16 protein-coding genes are annotated in these 18,262 nt (G+C 43.8%); 4 read left to right on the forward strand and 12 right to left on the reverse strand.

The window, feature by feature from the left end:
* Positions 1-253: 253 nt before the first annotated feature.
* From SporoP33_RS08785 to SporoP33_RS08820, 8 genes are all read right to left on the reverse strand, one after another.
* Complete coding sequence (locus SporoP33_RS08785) at positions 254-1,279, reverse strand: TRAP transporter substrate-binding protein (protein ID WP_081243361.1); 1,026 nt, start codon at positions 1,277-1,279, stop codon at positions 254-256.
* Between the two features lie 23 nt (positions 1,280-1,302).
* Complete coding sequence (locus tag SporoP33_RS08790; protein ID WP_081243362.1) at positions 1,303-2,511, reverse strand: DegT/DnrJ/EryC1/StrS family aminotransferase; 1,209 nt, start codon at positions 2,509-2,511, stop codon at positions 1,303-1,305.
* Between the two features lie 27 nt (positions 2,512-2,538).
* Positions 2,539-3,807, reverse strand: a complete 1,269-nt coding sequence (hisD, locus tag SporoP33_RS08795; RefSeq protein WP_081243363.1) for a histidinol dehydrogenase — start codon at positions 3,805-3,807, stop codon at positions 2,539-2,541.
* Between the two features lie 24 nt (positions 3,808-3,831).
* Positions 3,832-5,325, reverse strand: coding sequence for an APC family permease (locus SporoP33_RS08800; RefSeq protein ID WP_081243364.1), 1,494 nt, complete (start codon positions 5,323-5,325; stop codon positions 3,832-3,834).
* A 127-nt stretch (positions 5,326-5,452) separates the two neighbouring features.
* Positions 5,453-6,667 carry a threonine synthase gene (locus SporoP33_RS08805; protein ID WP_081243365.1) on the reverse strand — a complete coding sequence of 405 codons (1,215 nt, stop codon included), beginning with the start codon at positions 6,665-6,667 and terminating at the stop codon, positions 5,453-5,455.
* Between the two features lie 24 nt (positions 6,668-6,691).
* On the reverse strand, positions 6,692-7,066 hold the full coding sequence (locus SporoP33_RS08810) for a Rid family detoxifying hydrolase (RefSeq protein WP_081243366.1): 375 nt from the start codon (positions 7,064-7,066) through the stop codon (positions 6,692-6,694).
* Positions 7,067-7,078: 12 nt separating this feature from the next.
* A complete protein-coding gene (locus SporoP33_RS08815; protein WP_081243367.1) occupies positions 7,079-7,729 on the reverse strand; it encodes a helix-turn-helix transcriptional regulator in 651 nt (216 codons plus the stop codon).
* Positions 7,730-7,989: 260 nt separating this feature from the next.
* Positions 7,990-9,036 carry an NAD(P)/FAD-dependent oxidoreductase gene (locus SporoP33_RS08820; protein ID WP_081243368.1) on the reverse strand — a complete coding sequence of 349 codons (1,047 nt, stop codon included), beginning with the start codon at positions 9,034-9,036 and terminating at the stop codon, positions 7,990-7,992.
* Between the two features lie 121 nt (positions 9,037-9,157).
* Here SporoP33_RS08820 and SporoP33_RS08825 point away from each other — a divergent pair, with 121 nt between their 5' ends.
* From SporoP33_RS08825 to SporoP33_RS08840, 4 genes are all read left to right on the forward strand, one after another.
* Complete coding sequence (locus SporoP33_RS08825) at positions 9,158-9,952, forward strand: ABC transporter ATP-binding protein (RefSeq protein WP_081243369.1); 795 nt, start codon at positions 9,158-9,160, stop codon at positions 9,950-9,952.
* 3 nt (positions 9,953-9,955) lie between these two features.
* The gene (locus SporoP33_RS08830; RefSeq protein ID WP_081243370.1) at positions 9,956-10,882 is read left to right on the forward strand and encodes an iron-hydroxamate ABC transporter substrate-binding protein; all 927 of its coding nucleotides are present in this window, start codon (positions 9,956-9,958) and stop codon (positions 10,880-10,882) included.
* Positions 10,883-10,990: 108 nt separating this feature from the next.
* Complete coding sequence (locus SporoP33_RS08835; protein ID WP_155961326.1) at positions 10,991-12,001, forward strand: FecCD family ABC transporter permease; 1,011 nt, start codon at positions 10,991-10,993, stop codon at positions 11,999-12,001.
* Positions 11,998-13,005, forward strand: coding sequence for a FecCD family ABC transporter permease (locus tag SporoP33_RS08840; protein ID WP_081243372.1), 1,008 nt, complete (start codon positions 11,998-12,000; stop codon positions 13,003-13,005). Before SporoP33_RS08835 ends, SporoP33_RS08840 begins: the two co-directional genes overlap by 4 nt.
* Positions 13,006-13,025: 20 nt before the next feature.
* Here the strand turns inward: SporoP33_RS08840 and SporoP33_RS08845 are convergent, their stop codons facing one another.
* The 4 genes from SporoP33_RS08845 to SporoP33_RS08860 all read right to left on the reverse strand — a co-directional run bounded on the left by SporoP33_RS08845 (position 13,026) and on the right by SporoP33_RS08860 (position 18,045).
* Positions 13,026-13,691, reverse strand: coding sequence for a CoA transferase subunit B (locus tag SporoP33_RS08845; protein ID WP_081243373.1), 666 nt, complete (start codon positions 13,689-13,691; stop codon positions 13,026-13,028).
* Positions 13,692-13,706: 15 nt separating this feature from the next.
* Positions 13,707-14,402 (reverse strand): CoA transferase subunit A, encoded by a 696-nt coding sequence (locus SporoP33_RS08850; RefSeq protein WP_081243374.1) that lies wholly within the window; start codon positions 14,400-14,402, stop codon positions 13,707-13,709.
* Between the two features lie 397 nt (positions 14,403-14,799).
* Positions 14,800-16,356, reverse strand: coding sequence for an ABC-F family ATP-binding cassette domain-containing protein (locus SporoP33_RS08855; RefSeq protein ID WP_081243375.1), 1,557 nt, complete (start codon positions 16,354-16,356; stop codon positions 14,800-14,802).
* A gap of 207 nt (positions 16,357-16,563) precedes the next feature.
* On the reverse strand, positions 16,564-18,045 hold the full coding sequence (locus SporoP33_RS08860; RefSeq protein ID WP_081243376.1) for a BCCT family transporter: 1,482 nt from the start codon (positions 18,043-18,045) through the stop codon (positions 16,564-16,566).
* Between the last annotated feature and the right edge of the window lie 217 nt (positions 18,046-18,262).

An 18,262-nucleotide genomic window follows, 5' to 3' on the forward strand; every position in this document is an offset into this window, starting at 1 on the left:
TTTTTGATAAACCAAGAGACTCTAGACTTAATAATAATCCCTACCTTCTAATTGATAGGACCTGCCCATCAATATTCTTTTATTCGGATATAAGTCATACACTTCTTAGACATCTTTCTGACACACCTTGGAACATATTGAACGTGCAATAAACAATGACAGTTATAATAGAATAATAATTATAACTGTCATCAACTGCCGTATACTGAATAGTCAGACATATATCTGCATAAATGGATATATGTTACGTCCCTTACTTCGGTAAATCTCTTCCTACAATATCCATTACCTCAGTTAATAATTCTGTGCCTTTGATTCTATCGTAATGCTTCGGCCAAGTTGCAATCGCTTTTTCTTTCCAAAGTGCTTCATCTTTTGGCGGTCCAGTAAATGTTACATGATCTTTCATCTTTTCCTTGCTCTCATCAAGGAAGCCCTGTACATTTTCTCTCGTCCATTCAGTAGTCTCATTGCCTGCCTTTACAATCGCATCCTGAATCTCGGGGGTCTGACTTTGGAACCATTCATCGCCTATGACAACCATAGCAACATCATATTTATAGCCGACGTCTGAGATATAATTAATATTTTCGTAAATCTTCGTACTTTCAAAGTCGTCATATGGCAATTCCAATCCATCGATTACACTTTGCTGTAAAGAGGTAATTGTTTCATCCCATGCAATCGGTGTAGCATTAACTCCCCACGATTCAAAGCTGGCCAGCTGAATCGGATTTTTAGGAACTCGGATTTTTGACCCTTTAAGATCATCAATCGTATTGATTTCTTTATCAATCGTACCTACTGCACGGATCCCTTTATCAAGCCATGTAATAACGCGCAAGCCGGACTCATTAATAACTCTCTCGTTGATTTCATCGCCCAATTGATCCACAACTTGCTCATATTCCTCACCGCTTTCAAAAAGATAAGGAAGATCAAACATTCCAAGCGACGGTGCAAATGGGGTCAAGTTGTTTACAGACTCGGAAGTAGCTTCGATTAATCCATTTTGAATGTCTTCCATTGATTTCTCTCCGCTGCCTATTTGACCACCGGGATAAATTTCGACCTTCACTTTTCCATCAGAATACTCACTCACTAAATCAGAGAACTTTTCGGCAGTCTTCTGCCAAATTCCATCTGTTCCCGTTCCATGGGTGAACTTCATAACCACTTGATCGTTCTTTGCTCCTTCTTGGTCACTGCCGCAAGCAGCCAGTATTGATACTGTCATAGCCAATAATAGAAACAATATATACTTATTCCTTCTGCCCATACCGCACACCCCTTTTGTTCTTTTTAGATTTCATTACATACTTCACGAATAATTTTTGCAATCAGACGGCAATCATCCACTGTGAAAGTGAGGGGCAGCCGGAAGTCGCAAAGGAAATCGAGCACTTTTGCGGTATTCGGCAGATTTCCGCCACCCGACAAGTACTGCCAGCTCTCGTGGCGGCTAGTGAATCCCTTGGGTTCAAAGTTGCCGAACCATTTAATCTCAACACCCCGCTCGGCGCACGCAGCAATAAATTGCTCCATTTTTGCTGTCGTGGCATTAAGCAAAGTGAACTGGAATGAAGAGGCGACAAATTGTTCTTTTTCATCACGAAGCGGAATATAAATATTTGGCGTACCGCGTAATATCTCTTCGATAGCATAATAGCGTTCATTCCAGCGCTCGCATTGCTTATCAAGCTGAGGCAGCTGCGAACGGATCAAAACTGCCACTAAATTGGACATACGCAAACTAAAATTCGGTATTACCTTTTTATAACGTTCAAATACTTCCATTGAGGGCCTGGCTGTATGTTTTTCATACAGCATATAAGAACCTGAATATAGAATAGCCTTCGCAGCGACGTCTTCGTCATCGGTAACAAGCAAACCGCCTTCGCCTGAATTGAGGTGCTTGTATGTCTGAGTCGAGAAACATCCAGCCGCACCGAAAGTTCCGGTATGTCTACCGTTCCACTTCGCACCCATGGTGTGGGCACAATCCTCAATCAGTGTAATATGATGACGCTCGCAGATTTCTACTACGCGGTCCATGTCTGCTATATGACCGCGCATATGAGATAAGAGAAAATATTTAGCGCCTGAGTCTTTTGCTTTTTGTTCAAGATCATCCAAATCTGTTACGTAATCCTTTGTTATCTCTACAAACACCGGCTGCGCTTCTGCATTTTTGATGGCCCCCGGAACAGGCGCCAACGTAAATGCATTACATAAAACCTTGTCGCCGGGCTGAACACCTATACTTTTTAGCGCAACATAGATGGAACTGCCGCATGAATTGAATGCAGCGCAATAGGCAGTTCCAATATATTTCGCAAATTCTTCCTCCAGAATACTGGTTTCTGCAACTTCATCCCCTTCAGTGTTATAGCGATGAAGCTTGCCTGTCCGCATAAGTTCTGTTGCGCGTTCTATGCCTGAAGCCGGAATTGGTTCCTGGCGTGTAAATGTTTTATCGAAAGTCAGTACCCCTTCAGGTAACTTACTCATCCCAAGCCCTCCTCACTTCTTACATCATTAAAACTTTTTTTCACGCAGTTCTGCCGTTACCGCATGACCGATCATACCTTCGTAGCGGCATTGACCCGCAATGATAGGTGCAATTTTTTTACTCGCCTCAGGTGTACATTTCTGATATGTGACAGTCTTTAGGAATTTCCCGACCCAGAGACCGCCCGTATAGCGCGCCGCCTGTTCCGTCGGTAAAATATGATTCGTGCCGATTCCTTTATCTCCGTAAGTGACAGTTGTCTCTTCACCCAAGAATAAGGAGCCGTAGTTCTTCAGATTCTCCAAATAATAATCCAAGTCTGCCGTCTGGATTTGGACATGCTCAATAGCATATTCGTCCGCAACTTTAACTGCTTCCTCTTTATCCGCCACTAGTATAATTTCACCGTTTTGCTCCCAAGATGCTGAAGCTACTTCTGCTGTATCTAACACGGCGATTTGCTTTTCCATTTCTTCCTGAACATCCTCCGCCAGTTTACGGGAAGTCGTAATTAAAATTGTCACAGCACGGTAATCATGCTCGCACTGTCCCCATACGTCGGCGGCAATCAAAACGGGATCAGCTGTTTCATCTGCAATAATCAAGTTCTCACTTGGACCTGCAATCTGATCAATTCCTACTTTCCCAAACACTTGACGCTTCGCTTCTGCTACGAATGCATTCCCCGGTCCCACGATGAAATCGACGGGCTTCACACCTTCCATTCCATATGCCATTGTTCCAATTGCCTGAATGCCGCCCAGTGAATAGATTTCATCCGCTCCTGCCAAATGCATCGCATACAAGACGCCCGGATGAATGCCCTCGCCGTTCTTTGTAGTCGGTGAACAAGCAATCACCCGCTCCACTCCAGCAACTTTAGGCGGAATCACACTCATTTGCACGGAGGAAACGATTGGATAACGTCCTCCCGGAACATATGCGCCGACATTGGAGATGGGAATTAGCTTCTGCCCAAGAATTACACCTGGCTGTATTTCTTTTTCAAATTCAGACACACTTGCCAACTGGGCCTCTGCAAATGCTCGTACTTGCTTTTGACAATATTGCGTATCCATCTTCACAGTTTCAGGAACCTTTTTGATAGCGTTTTCAATCTCTTCCTGCGAAACTAGGAAGCTTTGCGGATCCCAGTTATCGAACTTTCGTGACAGTTCACGAACAGCCGCTTCTCCTCTTTCACGGATTTCTTTCAGGCTGCCTTTTACAATGTCTGAAATGCCACTGTTATCCTCTTCTAATTTATGTGAGCTTTTCTTTAGGTATTCTGCCATCATAACCACTCCTATCATTCTCTTTTATATATTATTTTGTACTGATTTTTGTAAACCCAGACGCTCATTTTCCTGTTTCATCCGGTGGAAGCTGTCATTTGTAAGCGTCTTAGAGAGCTCATCTCCTAAAATGAATACATCCAGCTCTTCTTTCGGAATCGCATTATATCTTTTGCCGTACATTGCGTAAAATATTACACCGATCAGCACCCAGACAACCATTGCGATCAGAGAAGGCATTGCCAGGAATGCAGGCGATCCTGGGATAAACAACAGACCAAGGAATACCAGACTGATAAGTGCACCAGCCAATGAAGTCAACTTGCGCGCTGCACTGTCTTTCCAATCGAAGAAACGGTAAGCAGAAGCACAAGTATACAGATAGGCGATTGCCACGCCTGTTGCTGTCATATCTACAATCCACAGCAATGCAGGACGACCAAACCAAGGGGTGATAAAGCATACGACCACCGCCGTAATGATCCCTATATAAGGTGTATGGTACTTCGGATGAATCTTCGTGAAGGCTTGCGGTAAAATACGTGCGCGGCCCATCGCCAGAAGCATTCGGCTCGAAGAAACGAGGAACCCGTTAATACCCGTGAAAATTCCCATACACAATGCTGCCGTCAATAATGTCATACCTACATTACCGAATAAGCTTTTTACTACATCGCCGGTACCCCATACAGGCTGTCCTGCAACTAAACCTTGCCAAGGCGTGGCCATTGCTGTTGCGTAAACCATTATGGAGTATACAAGCCCGCCTGCACCCAGCGCCAGAATCATTAACTTAAATGCACGCTTAGAAGAAAAACTAAACTCTTCAGATGCTTGTGCAATATTATTGAAGCCTGAATATAAGAACGGAGCTGTTGCCACAATTATCAAAATGGAAGATAAGCTGCCGATTTCCATATTGAATGCGGGGCGCAAGTTGGAAAATGCCGTATCAGGGTGGAACGTCATACCTAGCCCTACAATCATTGCTCCGCTGAACAGAATGGCACTGAAAATGAATTGCATACGTCCTGTCAGGCTAATACCACGAATATTCGCTATACCAAAGACAATTAGGGCGATTGCCGCTATGATAATTTGACTGACATAAACGTCCCAGCCTGCGATCGTATACATATAGCCGATTTCCACGATTTGCGGATACAAAAATTTAAACAGCACTATAATCGCTGAAGCGTTCAACGCGACCGAGGTTACGTATGATAATGTAACGAACCAGCCACATATAAAGGCATTAATTCTGCCGAATCCCAGATATGTAAATACGAACTCGCCCCCGGAGACAGGAAACTTCTCTACCATGTATCCATAGCTGACTGCGATGACCATAACCAACAGGGCACCAATTAAAATCCCTAATATCACGCCTATTGGTCCCGCTGCCGCCATCCAGTCGGTCGGCAGTACGAATGCTCCCCAGCCTATGGCAGAACCAAATGCAATGGCGACAACCCAGTGTGGTTTTAGAGCTTTAGATAACTCTGTCCTTTTCTCCATCTATCTCACTCCCGTGCTGCAGATTTTCCCTTAAGACTTGACAGCGCTTTCATACGGTCTTTCATAAGTTGTAAAATAGTACGCAATAGAGCTGATTATCGAACTTATTGCGTACTATTTACTTCGTTTATCGAATAATTTTTTCGTCTTTTTCCAGAACTGGCACATCAACTGTAATCGTATCCGGATACTTAATACCCGCACCTGTATTCAATACAACCACTTCTTCATTTTCTTTGATCCAGCCGTCCTTGCGAAGTTTTCTCGCAGCTGCAAATGCCGCTGCACCTTCCGGACAAACAAATGCTCCTTCACTGGATGCAACCAGCTTTAATTCTTCCAGAAGTTCTTCATCATCAATTGCTACTGCACAGCCATTTGTCTGCTTAATGCCGTCAAGAATCAGGAAGTCACCCAGCGCTTTTGCCACGTTAATACCGAATGCGACAGTCGAAGCATTTTCCCAAGGTTCAGCATGTGTTTTCCCTTCTTCCCATGCTTTCACAATTGGGGCACAGCCGGATGATTGTACCGCAACAAGTCGGGGCATTTTGTCTTCCGGAATCCAGCCGAGCTCCTGCAATTCGCGAAGTGCTTTATAAATACCGATCAGGCCGACACCGCCGCCTGTCGGATAAAGGATTACATCAGGAACCTTCCAGCCAAACTGCTCTGCAATTTCAAGGCCCATTGTTTTCTTGCCTTCAATACGGTAAGGCTCTTTCAATGTAGATGCATCAAATAAGTCATAATCTTGTACTGCCTGGCCTACAATCTTCCCTGCATCACCAATCAGACCGTTGACAAGGTAAAGCTCAGCGCCTGCCGCCACACATTCTTTACGTGTAATTTCCGGTGCATCGATCGGCATTACAATAGTTGCCGTAATATCCGCCTGCGCGCTGTATAATGACCAAGCCGCACCCGCGTTTCCGTTGGTAGGCATCGCTAATTCTGTAACGCCTACTTCCTTTGCTTTAGAAACACCTACTGCCGCCCCTCTTGATTTAAATGAGCCGGATGGAATCATTCCTTCATCTTTCATGTAAAGATTTGCAATGCCCATATCTTTTCCTGCTTTTTTCAAGTGGAGCATTGGCGTCATACCTTCGCCCAGCGTCACAATATTCTCTTCATTTTTGACCGGCAGCAATTCATGGTAGCGCCAAAGATCCGGTTTACGGTCTGCGAGCTTCTCTTTCGTAAAATTCTTCTTCAGCTCATCCATCTTGTAGGACACCAGTAAAGGTGCTCCGCATTCACACAGTTGAACAATTGCATCTACGTCATACGTCTTTTCACATTTTGGGCAGTGTAAGTGGGATACATAACTATAAGTCATTTCATTTCCTCCTAATAATGTATATTATCTAATTGCAATAGATTCTATTTCAATCTGAGCACCTTTGGGCAGTTCTTTTACACCTACCATCGCTCTTGCAGGCTTGCTGTCTCCAAAGAATTTCGCGTATACTTCATTAACTTCTGCTGCTTTTTCAAGGGATGTCATGAAAATTGTGTTTTTCACTACATTCTCTAACGTTAAATCCGCGGCTTTCAGAATGGCTTCAATATTTTTTAAAGACTGTTCCGCCTGTTCTACAACCGAAGAACTCATTTCATTTGTTTCTGCATTAATTGGCAGCTGCCCTGAGACATAGACAATATTTTCTTTTTCTGCTGCCTGTGAGTAAGCCCCCACTGCTGCAGGTGCATGGTCACTGTGAATTTTATTGAACAAATAAATCAACTCCTATTTAGAATTAAAACTATGTTCGGTGCGTACCTTCTGCAGATAATTGTAGATAGTGAATTTAGAAACACCTAAAACACTCGCTGCATATTCAGTGGCACCTTTGATTAGAAACGCCCCTTTGGATTCCAGCTCGCGCACCACTTCCACTTTCTCTTCTGTTTCCAGTAACGCAGGGGGTTTATAATATTTCTCCAACGCCTGCTGTGTCATCGACTGAATGACTTCATGCACATCTGTATAGAAGGTTTCTTTCTTTTCTTCATCTTCCGGAAATGTGATAAAGTCTCTCATTGCGCCTTCCATCTGAATCATATCGCTTATATCAAAGTTGATGCATAATGCCCCAATGACTTCATTCTTTTGATTCTTTAAGAAGACAGTAGAAGATTTCATAACCGACCCTTTTTGAGACACTGTTTTATAGTTCGCATAATCTGTTACTACTTTTTTCTGCAGCTGTTCAAGAACCAGATCTGTTATTGGGGAACCAATATTTCGCCCGGTCAATGTCCCCGCCAGATGAATTAAAGAACTTTCCAGGTTACTAAAATCATGTACAGCGACTTCACACTTCGCTCCAAACATTTCTACTAAAATATCTGCTGTCCTAATCGCATGGTCAAAAACTAAAGCGCTTTCATTGTTCATAGTAAACTCTCCTCTCCCGTAGCTATTTAAATTATTAATCAATTCAAATAACTTAAGTTCATATCACCAGACATTTTTTAGATTGCAACACTTTTTTAACACTTACAATATTTTTGTAACTCAAAAAATTCTTTAATTGACTGCAAAATTGCTTTCCATTCGTATTCTTCGCTCATCAGGTCCGATTGAAAGTTTTTATATTGCATAAAAAAAATAACTGACCGACAATTTTACATTTCGTCGGTCAGTTATTTTTTTAATTATATCAGCTGTTTCACTAATTCACGGTTTCGTTCTTTGAACAGCTCATTATGGGATGAAACCATACCGTTTTGATTCGCTTCCGGATCAATATAAGTCTTGGCGCAGTTCACAGCATTTGCAGCATCTTGGAAAGCTCCCGCGATTAAATGCAGCTTGCCATCATGACTCAGTACATCTCCCGCCGCATATAAACCTTCTACGGATGTAGCACTTGTGCAGGATCCCGCAATTTGCTGATGCTCTGTCAGTTCCATGCCGAGCTGCTGATTGCCAATCAGCGAAGTATCTCGCTCATATCCGTGATTAATGATTACTTCATCCACAGCAATCATTGCTGCTGTGCCACCCTTGTTGTGCTGCAATTCCACTTTTTCTATTGCCGTGTGATCGTCAGATGCGATAAACCGGACAATATTCGTATTGAAATGACAGACGACACCGCTCTCAAGCAATTGCCGAACTTGCGCTTCGTGACCGTTCAATTGGTCTTTACGATAGGTAAGATACACTTTCTTTGCAATAGGCTGCAGTTCATTCGCCCAGTCGATTGCTGCGTTGCCGCCGCCAGAAATTAGAACAGTCTTGTCTTTAAATCTCCCCAATGACTTTACCGTATAGTTCAAATTTGTCACTTCAAAGCGTTCTGCACCTTCCACTTCAATCTTCTGAGGATTTAATATGCCGGTCCCTGTAGCCAAAATGACTGTCTTGCTGTAGTGAACCGTTCCAGCAGTGCCGTGCAAGGCAAAATAATTGTCCGAAGTCTTTTCGATCTTTACGATTTTTTCATTGAGCACAACCTCCGGATTAAATGTGAGTCCTTGCGTCACAAGCTGTTCAATGATCTGTGCTCCAGGTGCCGGTGTAATGCCGCCTATGTCCCATATCATTTTTTCTGGGTAGACATGAATCTTTCCGCCAAGCTGCGGCTGATATTCAATAATTTTTGCCTTCATTTCACGCAATCCACTATAAAATGCAGCATATAACCCCGCAGGTCCGCCGCCAATAATCGTTACATCCAGTAGCTCATTTTGCTTCATTTCATCTTCTCCCTTTAAAAAGTTATTGACATCGGCAGTCTTTCAATCTATAGTTTTCATTGTACTGATACTGATAATCATTATCAATGATTATTTAGTAGGAAAGGTTGGAGTTCAGGAAATGGTTCGCTTGTATACAGATAATCTTCAAGTTTCATATGATGACCGGCTGATTGTGAAAGGACTGTCGGTTAAAATACCCGACAAGAAAGTAACCGCGATCATCGGGGCGAATGGATGCGGCAAGTCGACTTTCCTAAAAGCTGTTACCCGCCTGATTCCTCACCAATCTGGAGAGATTATTTTGGATGGCGGAACTATCGTAAAACAAAAAACAAAACAGCTTGCACAAAAACTCGCAATCCTTCCCCAAACGCAAGAGGCCGCCAGCGGATTAACGGTTGGAGAATTGGTGTCCTACGGCAGGTTCCCCTATCAAAATGCGATGGGCCGTCTGACTGCCCGCGATATGGATGTGATTAATTGGGCGCTGGATGTCACCAATACAGCTGATTTCAAACATCGGCAAGTCGACGCACTATCGGGCGGCCAGCGTCAGCGTGTCTGGATTGCGATGGCACTTGCTCAGGAAACAGATATCATCTTCCTGGATGAGCCGACCACCTATCTGGATATGGCCCATCAGCTGGAAGTACTGGAGCTGCTGCAAAAACTCAATGCCGAACAGCAGCGCACAATCATCATGGTGCTTCACGACTTAAATCAGGCAGCACGTTTTGCCGATTTCATCATCGCGATGAAAGACGGAGAAATTGTACAGGCCGGCATGTGCGAAGAAGTCATACGGCCAGATATCTTGCGGAAAGTATTTAGAATCGACGCAGAAATTGGGATGGATCCAAGAACGGGAAAACCGTTGTGCATCACATATGATTTACTCAAAGGAGACGAATAACAGATGAAGAGATTTTTACTGCCCGTCCTTTTCCTGCTCATAGTAGCTTTAGGAGCATGCGGCAATAAGCAGGATGAGCCTGCAAAAGAAGAAGCACCCGCGAAAGAAGAAGCAAGCGGCACGATTACTTATGAATCTGAAGACGGGCCGGTAGAAGTTCCGGCTGACCCGAAGCGCGTTATCGCATTAAGCTTTGCCGGAAATATTATGGCGCTCGATGTGGATATAGTCGGAGTAGATTCATGGTCAAAGATGAATCCGCGCTTTGACTCTGTTCTTGGTGAAATAGAAGAAGTGTCGGATGAAAATATCGAAAAGATTATTGAACTGGATCCGGATTTAATTATTGGATACAATACCGCTAAAAATATTGATAAATTAAAAGAAATTGCCCCAACCGTTACGTTTACTTACGGAAAAGTCGATTATCTGACGCAGCATATCGAGATTGGAAAGCTGTTGAATAAAGAAGAAGAAGCAACGAAATGGGTAGAGGATTTTAAACAACGTGCACAGGCTGCCGGAGAAGAGATCAAAGCTAAAATTGGTGAAGACACTACCGTTTCAGTTGTCGAAAATTTCGACAAACAGTTATATGTATACGGCGATAACTGGGGCAGAGGAACGGAGATCCTATATCAGGAAATGAAACTGGCCATGCCGGAGAAAGTAAAAGAGATGGCGCTAGAAGCTGGTTATTATGCTTTATCTACCGAAGTGCTGCCCGAGTTTGCCGGTGATTATATGATTTTGAGCAAATTTAATGCTGCAGATAATTCCTTTATGGAAACAGAAACATACAAAAACATCCCCGCTGTGAAAAACCATCAAGTATTTGAAGTAAATGGCGAGGAATTCTATTTTAACGATCCGCTTACACTTGATTATCAATTAGAGTTCTTCAAGGAGCACTTTTTAGAAACTAAGTAAACGCTGATGTCAGGAGAATGCATTACAGCATGGCGTTCTCTATAAAGTGAAGGGGCCTTCGACTTCTGAAGTGCCTCTTTTCTTATGAAAGGAAAGGAGCAGATCGATATGACCGAACAGCCAAACAAAAAACTTTTTTCTTTTGGCAGTAAATTGCTGGCATGTATACTGCTTCTGTTGATAGTGTTCGTCTGTTCGATGAAGCTGGGTGCCGCCCAAACTTCTTGGCATGATATTTGGCTGTCGTTTACAGACAGCAGTGATAAAAATGCTCTGCTGCTGAAAGAAATTCGAATGCCCCGGGAAGTCGGTGCTGTGCTCGTCGGAGCTGCATTGGCCATTTCCGGTGCAATCATGCAGGGCATGACGCGTAATCCACTGGCCGATCCCGGTTTACTTGGACTGACTGCAGGGGCTAATGCGGCGTTGGCAATTGCACTGGCATTCATCCCGTCTATTAATTACTTTGGTATCATGACAGCCTGCTTTATCGGATCTGCCGCAGGCGCCCTTTTCGTATTCGGGATTGCTTCCGCCAAGCGCGGCGGTTTTTCTCCAATTCGTCTGATTTTGGCCGGCGCCGCAGTATCAACCTTCTTATTTGCTATAGCAGAAGGCGTTGGGTTGTATTTCAAGATTTCCAAAAATACTTCGATGTGGACTGCAGGTGGCTTGATCGGAACAACATGGACTCAGCTTCAGACCATCGCTCCTGTGATTCTGGCAGGTATTTTCATGGCAATTCTTCTCTCCCGTCAGCTAACTCTGTTAAGTTTGAATGAAGAAGTGGCGATCGGGCTTGGACAAAACACATTCAAAGTAAAAATCATGCTATTTATCATTATTATTTTACTGGCCGGGGCAGCTGTGGCTCTTGCGGGGAATCTGGCATTCGTCGGTTTAATGATTCCTCATATTGTTCGTGCTATCGTCGGGACGGACTATCGGTTCATTATTCCGTTCTCTGCTGCGGCCGGCGGAACGTTCATGCTGCTGGCAGACATACTGGGCCGGACATTGCAGGCACCTTTTGAAACGCCTGTTGCCGCGCTAGTTGCAATTATTGGACTGCCGTTCTTTCTTTTAATCGTACGCAGAGGAGGCCGAGCATTCTCATGATTCTTCCGCATATACGAAAAAAACAACGCTTCTTGATTGGTGTATTTGTTTTATTAATCCTGCTGTTAAGCACGATCGCAATGGGTCTTGGATACGCATCACTTGAATGGAAGAGGATAGTTCCCGCGCTACTTGGACAAGGGACGTTCAAAGAAGAATTCGTGCTGTATTCCATCCGGCTCCCCCGCATTATTTTGACCATACTTGCAGGTGCTGCACTCGCTTTATCCGGTGCTATTCTGCAGGGAATCACACGAAACGACCTGGCTGACCCTGGAATCATCGGAATTAATTCAGGGGCCGGAGCTGCCATCGCCGTTTTCTTTCTGTTTTTCCCGATAGACGCAGGAATTTTCTCTGTATTGTTACCGCTGGTCGGATTTGCCGGCGCCGTCGCGACATCCATCCTGATTTATCTCTTTGCATACAATCGCAAAACTGGACTTCAGCCAATGTGGCTCGTTCTAGTCGGGATCGGGTTTTCCATGGCACTCTCCGGTGTCATGATTGTCCTCGTTTCTTCAGCAGATAATGAAAAAGTCGATTTCATTGCCCGTTGGCTGGCCGGTAATATATGGGGGGACGATTGGCTATATATTTGGGCATTGCTGCCTTGGCTGCTGATTTTGATTCCTTTCACATTATTTAAAGCACACCGGCTTGACATGCTCGGTTTGAATGAAGCTGTTGCGACAGGAATCGGTGTGTCGATTGAACGCGAAAGAGCCATATTATTGCTGACGGCAGTCGCCTTGGCCGCTTCCGCTGTATCTGTTACAGGCGGCATCGCATTCATCGGTTTGATGGCGCCTCACATCGCCAAATCTCTAATCGGTCCGCGCCATCGCATGAATCTGCCTATCGCCGTCCTGCTTGGCAGCTTTCTTTTATTGCTGGCGGATACAATTGGGCGTAATATTTTGGAGCCAAACGGAATCCCGGCTGGAATCATCGTGTCATTGATTGGTGCACCGTATTTTTGTTACTTATTACTGAAAAAATAAATAGGACTGGAACCCCCCGATTAGGGAGTTCCGGTCCTTTTTATCGTAAAGTCTGGAGATACCGTATACGATGCTTCCGTTCGGTCTCTCACTTCTTCCAGCGTGACACCTGGCGACGTTTCAATCAGCACCATGCCTTCTTCTGTAAAATCGAATACTGCCAAATCCGTGATCAGTCTGTCCACTACACGCTGACCAGTCAATGGTAAAGAACATCTCCTTTTCACTTTTGATTTACCATGCTTATTTACATGATCCATGATGATGACGACACGCTTGGCACCTGCGACCAGATCCATCGCACCGCCCATGCCTTTGACTACCTTGCCTGGAATCATCCAGTTCGCCAAGTCCCCGTTTTCGGATACTTCCATTCCGCCCAAAATTGCCAGATCAATATGGCCTCCGCGAATCATCGCAAATGATTCAGCACTGTCAAAGAACGATGAACCTGGTACTGTCGTAACAGTTTCTTTCCCTGCGTTAATCAGGTCCGCGTCTTCCTGACCTTCCACGGGATATGGACCGATTCCAAGGAGACCGTTTTCAGACTGCAGCAGCACATGAATATCTTCAGGGATTACGTTCGCAACAAGTGTCGGCATTCCGATGCCAAGATTGACGTTCATGCCGTCTTTAATTTCCTGCACAGCGCGATTGACGATAAGCTCTCTAGTATTACTCATAGTCACCTCTCCTTTTTACGCTTTTCTGACCGTTAAGCGTTCAATACGTTTTTCATAATCTTTACCAAGCAGCAATCGCTGCACGTAAATGCCGGGTGTATGAATTTCTTCCGGACTCAGCTCTCCCGCTTCCACGATTTCCTCTGCTTCCGCGATCGTAATTTTACCGGCCATTGCAGCTAGCGGGTTAAAATTACGGGCAGTTTTGCGATAAACCAAATTGCCGAGCGTATCCGCTTTCCATGCCTTTACAAGTGCAAAGTCCCCTATAATGCCTTCTTCTAATAAATACGTTTTTCCGTTGAAGTCTCTTGTCTCTTTACCTTCTGCAATAGGTGTTCCGACGCCGGTTGCCGTATAGAACCCGGGAATTCCTGCGCCGCCTGCCCTGATTCGTTCAGCCAGCGTTCCTTGAGGGCATAATTCCACTTCCAGCTCCCCGTTTAGAAATTGTGTTTCAAATATTTTGTTCTCTCCCACATAAGAGGAAATCATCTTTTTAATTTGTTTATTGGCAAGCAGCATACCGAGTCCATCATGATCTGTTCCGCAGTTATTACTGACGACAGTCAAATCCTTCACCCCGCTGTCGCGTAACGCTTCAATAGATTTCTCCGGAATCCCGCATAAACCGAATCCCCCTGCAATAATCGTATCACCGTCTTTCACGTCTGAAACCGCTTCCATAAATGATTGAACCAGTTTACTCATACCATTCCCCTCCTCCGACTTGTTACTACCAGTTTACGTATTTCTGCTGTATAAGTAAATGAATAGACTTAATCTTCCGTTTACAGTCAGGCTTGCGGCTATTCTATACTTTCTATCGCTTTCTAATGAAACGGGCGTACATTGCAAGCTGGAAAAAAGTCTATCATTAGACAATAACTAAAGCGGCGGCAGAAACATCCCCTGTGAGTATATGTTACTGCCCGTCTTACTAACACTGTATTTTTTAAAGTGAGCCACATAAACTATACGAATCAGTGAAAAGTGAATATAACATACACTCTTTCCTGCTTAGAAATAGCAAGCCAAATAGAAAACGAACCCAGCCGGGCTGATGCCTGGCTGGATTCGGTTGTTTCACGTGGAACAAATTAACTTTTTAAAACATTTTTGTCGTCCATGACTCTCCGTTCCATACAGTCGATACAACGCCTTCGTAAAAATCCGGTTCGTGTGAAATAAGCAATATGCTTCCCTTGTATTCCTTCAATGCACGTTTCAGTTCTTCTTTTGCATCATAATCCAAATGATTAGTCGGTTCATCCAGTACTAGCAAATTCGTTTCTTGATTGACTAGTTTACATAGACGTACTTTCGCACGCTCTCCCCCACTTAACACTTTTACCTTACTCTCGATATGCTTCGTTGTTAATCCGACACGAGCCAATGCGGCACGCACTTCGTATTGTGCGAAGTGCGGGAATTCACTCCATATCTCTTCCAGACATGTGCGATCTGTATCTGTTTTGATTTCTTGCTCAAAGTAGCCGATTGACAAATGCTCGCCTTGTTCAACTTTACCTGAAAGTGCAGGTATTTCCCCGAGAATACTTTTCAGAAGTGTTGTTTTCCCGATGCCATTCGCACCGGCAAGCGCAATTTTCTGGCCCCGTTCCATTGAAAGATTTAACGGCTTGGACAACGGCTCTTCATAACCAATCACCAAGTCCGTCGTCTCGAATAAATATTTCCCGGGAGTTCTTGCGGTCTTAAAATCAAAATGCGGTTTGGGTTTTTCCGAATCCAATTCGATGACATCCATCTTATCCAGCTTCTTCTGGCGGGACATGGCCATTCGGCTCGTCGCAGCATTTGCTTTATTACGGGCTACAAAGTCCTTCAGGTTGGATATTTCCTTCTGCTGCTTTTTGTACGCTGCTTCCACTTGCTGCTTCTTCATTTCATGCACACGCAAAAACTCATCGTAGTCGCCAGGATAACGATTGACTTGCTGGTTTTCCATATGATAAATCAAGTTAATGACACTGTTCAAAAACGGAATATCGTGGGAGATTAATATAAACGCACCGGGATATTCCTGCAAATACGTGCGCAGCCATTCAATATGTTCAACGTCCAAATAGTTAGTCGGCTCATCTAGCAATAAAATATCGGGTTTTTCAAGCAGCAGTTTTGCAAGTAATACTTTCGTACGCTGGCCGCCGCTCAGATCATTAACGTCTGTGTCCAGTCCAAACTCATTCAGTCCGAGACCATTTGCCACTTCTTCCACTTTTGCATCAATCATATAAAACCCGCTTTGCTCCAGCGAATCTTGTATTTGTCCTGTCTCTTCCAGCAGGCCTTCCAATTCATCCGGCTCCACTTCACCCATCTTCGCAAAGAGCTCATTCATTTCGGTTTCCATATCGTATAAATATTGAAAGGCCGTACGCAATACATCACGAATGGACATCCCTTGCTTAAGTACCGCATGCTGATCCAAATAACCGACACGTACACGTTTTGACCACGTAACAGTTCCGGCATCCGGCTCCAGCTGATGCGTTATGATATTCATAAACGTAGATTTACCTTCCCCGTTCGCACCAACTAATCCTATATGTTCACCTGCTAATAGACGAAATGAAACGTCATCAAAAATTGCACGGTCACCAAAACCGTGACTAATATTTTTTACTGTTAATAAACTCATGTATACACCTATTCCTTTTCCGTTATCTCAATAAAACTGTATATGTTATTTTACCATCCTCTACATATAATTACTTCGGAAATGAAAAAACAGCCGGTAATTTCTATTCAGCAAACTGACAAGGCGTTGTGGGTATAAATCCTGCAGCAGATGACGGATGGCCAATGAAAAAAGGACATGCGTGTAAAAATCGCATGTCCTTTTTTATTATTTCATTTTACTTAACTCTTCATTCATTGACTTAAACAATGCAAACAGCATCAGTACGATGATAAACGAGAACGGCAGCGCCGCTATAATAATCGTGTTCTGCAATGCAAGAAGCCCGCCTGCAGAAAGCAGGACCAATGCGATCGTCGACACAATAATACCCCATATCACCTTCACCGAGTTCGGCGGCGTCAAAGAACCATACGTTGACTGCATACCTAACACGTATGTTGCTGAGTCAGCCGATGTGATGAAGAACGATGTCACAAGCAGAATCGCAAACAACGACAGAACTAATGAAAACGGCATTGAGTTAAACATCTCAAATGCAACTACTTCAATATTCAATGAAGCTAAATCTGCTGTCCCATTACTTTGCATTTCAATGGCTGTTGTACCGAATGTAGAGAACCATAGGAACGCGAAGAATGAAGGAACAAGGAGTACACCTGCCATAAATTCACGAATTGTGCGCCCTTTTGAAACTCGGGCGATAAACATACTGACGAATGGTGACCAAGAGATCCACCAAGCCCAATAGAATATCGTCCATCCATCTAACCATCCGCGATTCTCACCATTGAGCGGAGCTGTACCCATACTCATATCGATAAGTTTTGTAAAATAGCCGCCCACTGAATCAGTGAACATATTCATAATCAGCAATGTAGGTCCAAGGATAAGTACTAAACCTAATAGAGCTACCGCCAAAATCAAGTTGGTATTGGACAAATAGCGAATTCCTCTACTTAACCCTGACCAAGCTGATCCAATAAACAGTATCGTCACGACTGTTACAATGACAATTTGTGATTGCATGCCTATCGAGAAACCAAATAAGTAGTTCAAGCCTGCGTTAATTTGAACAGCACCTAAGCCGAGTGATGTTGCCACACCGAAAGCGGTTGCAAAAACTGCTAGTACGTCAATTATAGTGCCCAAAGGACCTTTCGTTTTATCTCCAAAAATCGGCTGCAGCGTTGCAGAAATCAAGCCGGGCTGGCCTTTTCTAAACTGGAAGTATGCCAGAGCCAATGCGACCATTCCATACAGCGACCAGATGTGAAGACCGTAGTGTAAAAATGTTTTCCGCATGGCCTCTTTATAAGCAGCAGGCGTTTGCGGGTCTTCTGTTGCCGGTACGGCATAGTGAGATAATGGTTCTGCAGCGCCATAGAACACCAAACCAATCCCCATACCTGCAGAGAATAGCATAGCAATCCACGTAACTGTAGCGAATTGCGGCCGGTCTGTATCTTTCCCTAAACGGATTTTACCGTATGGGCTGAATATCATAAAAATACTGATCAGTAACAGCGCAGTCATAAGTAACATGTAGTACCATCCGAAAGTTGATGCCACAAGCGCTTTTCCGGCATTCGTGATACTCTCAAAATGAACTGGATTTATTACTCCATAACCTACCGCTATAACAATTAAAACAATGGTTATATAAAAGACTTTTGATATTCTCTTCATAGTTCCCCCTCTTGACCTGAATTGCACAAGCAAGTTTACACTATACTGTAAAAGTGCTCAGAAATCAAACCAATTTAAATCGTTATTTGATTAAATTAGAACGTGGTACAATGGAAAGCCCATTGCGACAGTCCTCCCTGCATTCCTATAACTTTTTAATAAAAAAATATCTATACGCATTCTTCTCAAGTACTCTCTTTTGGCACACTGGCTATTT

Origin of the sequence: Sporosarcina sp. P33 (genome assembly GCF_002077155.1) — a bacterium.
Taxonomy (GTDB): domain Bacteria; phylum Bacillota; class Bacilli; order Bacillales_A; family Planococcaceae; genus Sporosarcina.

Excerpts from the sequence above, each read along its gene's own strand:
- SporoP33_RS08785 (WP_081243361.1), bottom strand. The coding sequence starts at position 1,279 with ATGGGCAGAAGGAATAAGTATATATTGTTTCTATTATTGGCTATGACA.
- SporoP33_RS08790 (WP_081243362.1), bottom strand. The coding sequence starts at position 2,511 with ATGAGTAAGTTACCTGAAGGGGTACTGACTTTCGATAAAACATTTACA.
- hisD (WP_081243363.1), bottom strand. The coding sequence starts at position 3,807 with ATGGCAGAATACCTAAAGAAAAGCTCACATAAATTAGAAGAGGATAAC.
- SporoP33_RS08800 (WP_081243364.1), bottom strand. The coding sequence starts at position 5,325 with ATGGAGAAAAGGACAGAGTTATCTAAAGCTCTAAAACCACACTGGGTT.
- SporoP33_RS08805 (WP_081243365.1), bottom strand. The coding sequence starts at position 6,667 with ATGACTTATAGTTATGTATCCCACTTACACTGCCCAAAATGTGAAAAG.
- SporoP33_RS08815 (WP_081243367.1), bottom strand. The coding sequence starts at position 7,729 with ATGAACAATGAAAGCGCTTTAGTTTTTGACCATGCGATTAGGACAGCA.
- SporoP33_RS08820 (WP_081243368.1), bottom strand. The coding sequence starts at position 9,036 with ATGAAGCAAAATGAGCTACTGGATGTAACGATTATTGGCGGCGGACCT.
- SporoP33_RS08825 (WP_081243369.1), top strand. The coding sequence starts at position 9,158 with ATGGTTCGCTTGTATACAGATAATCTTCAAGTTTCATATGATGACCGG.
- SporoP33_RS08830 (WP_081243370.1), top strand. The coding sequence starts at position 9,956 with ATGAAGAGATTTTTACTGCCCGTCCTTTTCCTGCTCATAGTAGCTTTA.
- SporoP33_RS08835 (WP_155961326.1), top strand. The coding sequence starts at position 10,991 with ATGACCGAACAGCCAAACAAAAAACTTTTTTCTTTTGGCAGTAAATTG.
- SporoP33_RS08840 (WP_081243372.1), top strand. The coding sequence starts at position 11,998 with ATGATTCTTCCGCATATACGAAAAAAACAACGCTTCTTGATTGGTGTA.
- SporoP33_RS08845 (WP_081243373.1), bottom strand. The coding sequence starts at position 13,691 with ATGAGTAATACTAGAGAGCTTATCGTCAATCGCGCTGTGCAGGAAATT.
- SporoP33_RS08850 (WP_081243374.1), bottom strand. The coding sequence starts at position 14,402 with ATGAGTAAACTGGTTCAATCATTTATGGAAGCGGTTTCAGACGTGAAA.
- SporoP33_RS08855 (WP_081243375.1), bottom strand. The coding sequence starts at position 16,356 with ATGAGTTTATTAACAGTAAAAAATATTAGTCACGGTTTTGGTGACCGT.
- SporoP33_RS08860 (WP_081243376.1), bottom strand. The coding sequence starts at position 18,045 with ATGAAGAGAATATCAAAAGTCTTTTATATAACCATTGTTTTAATTGTT.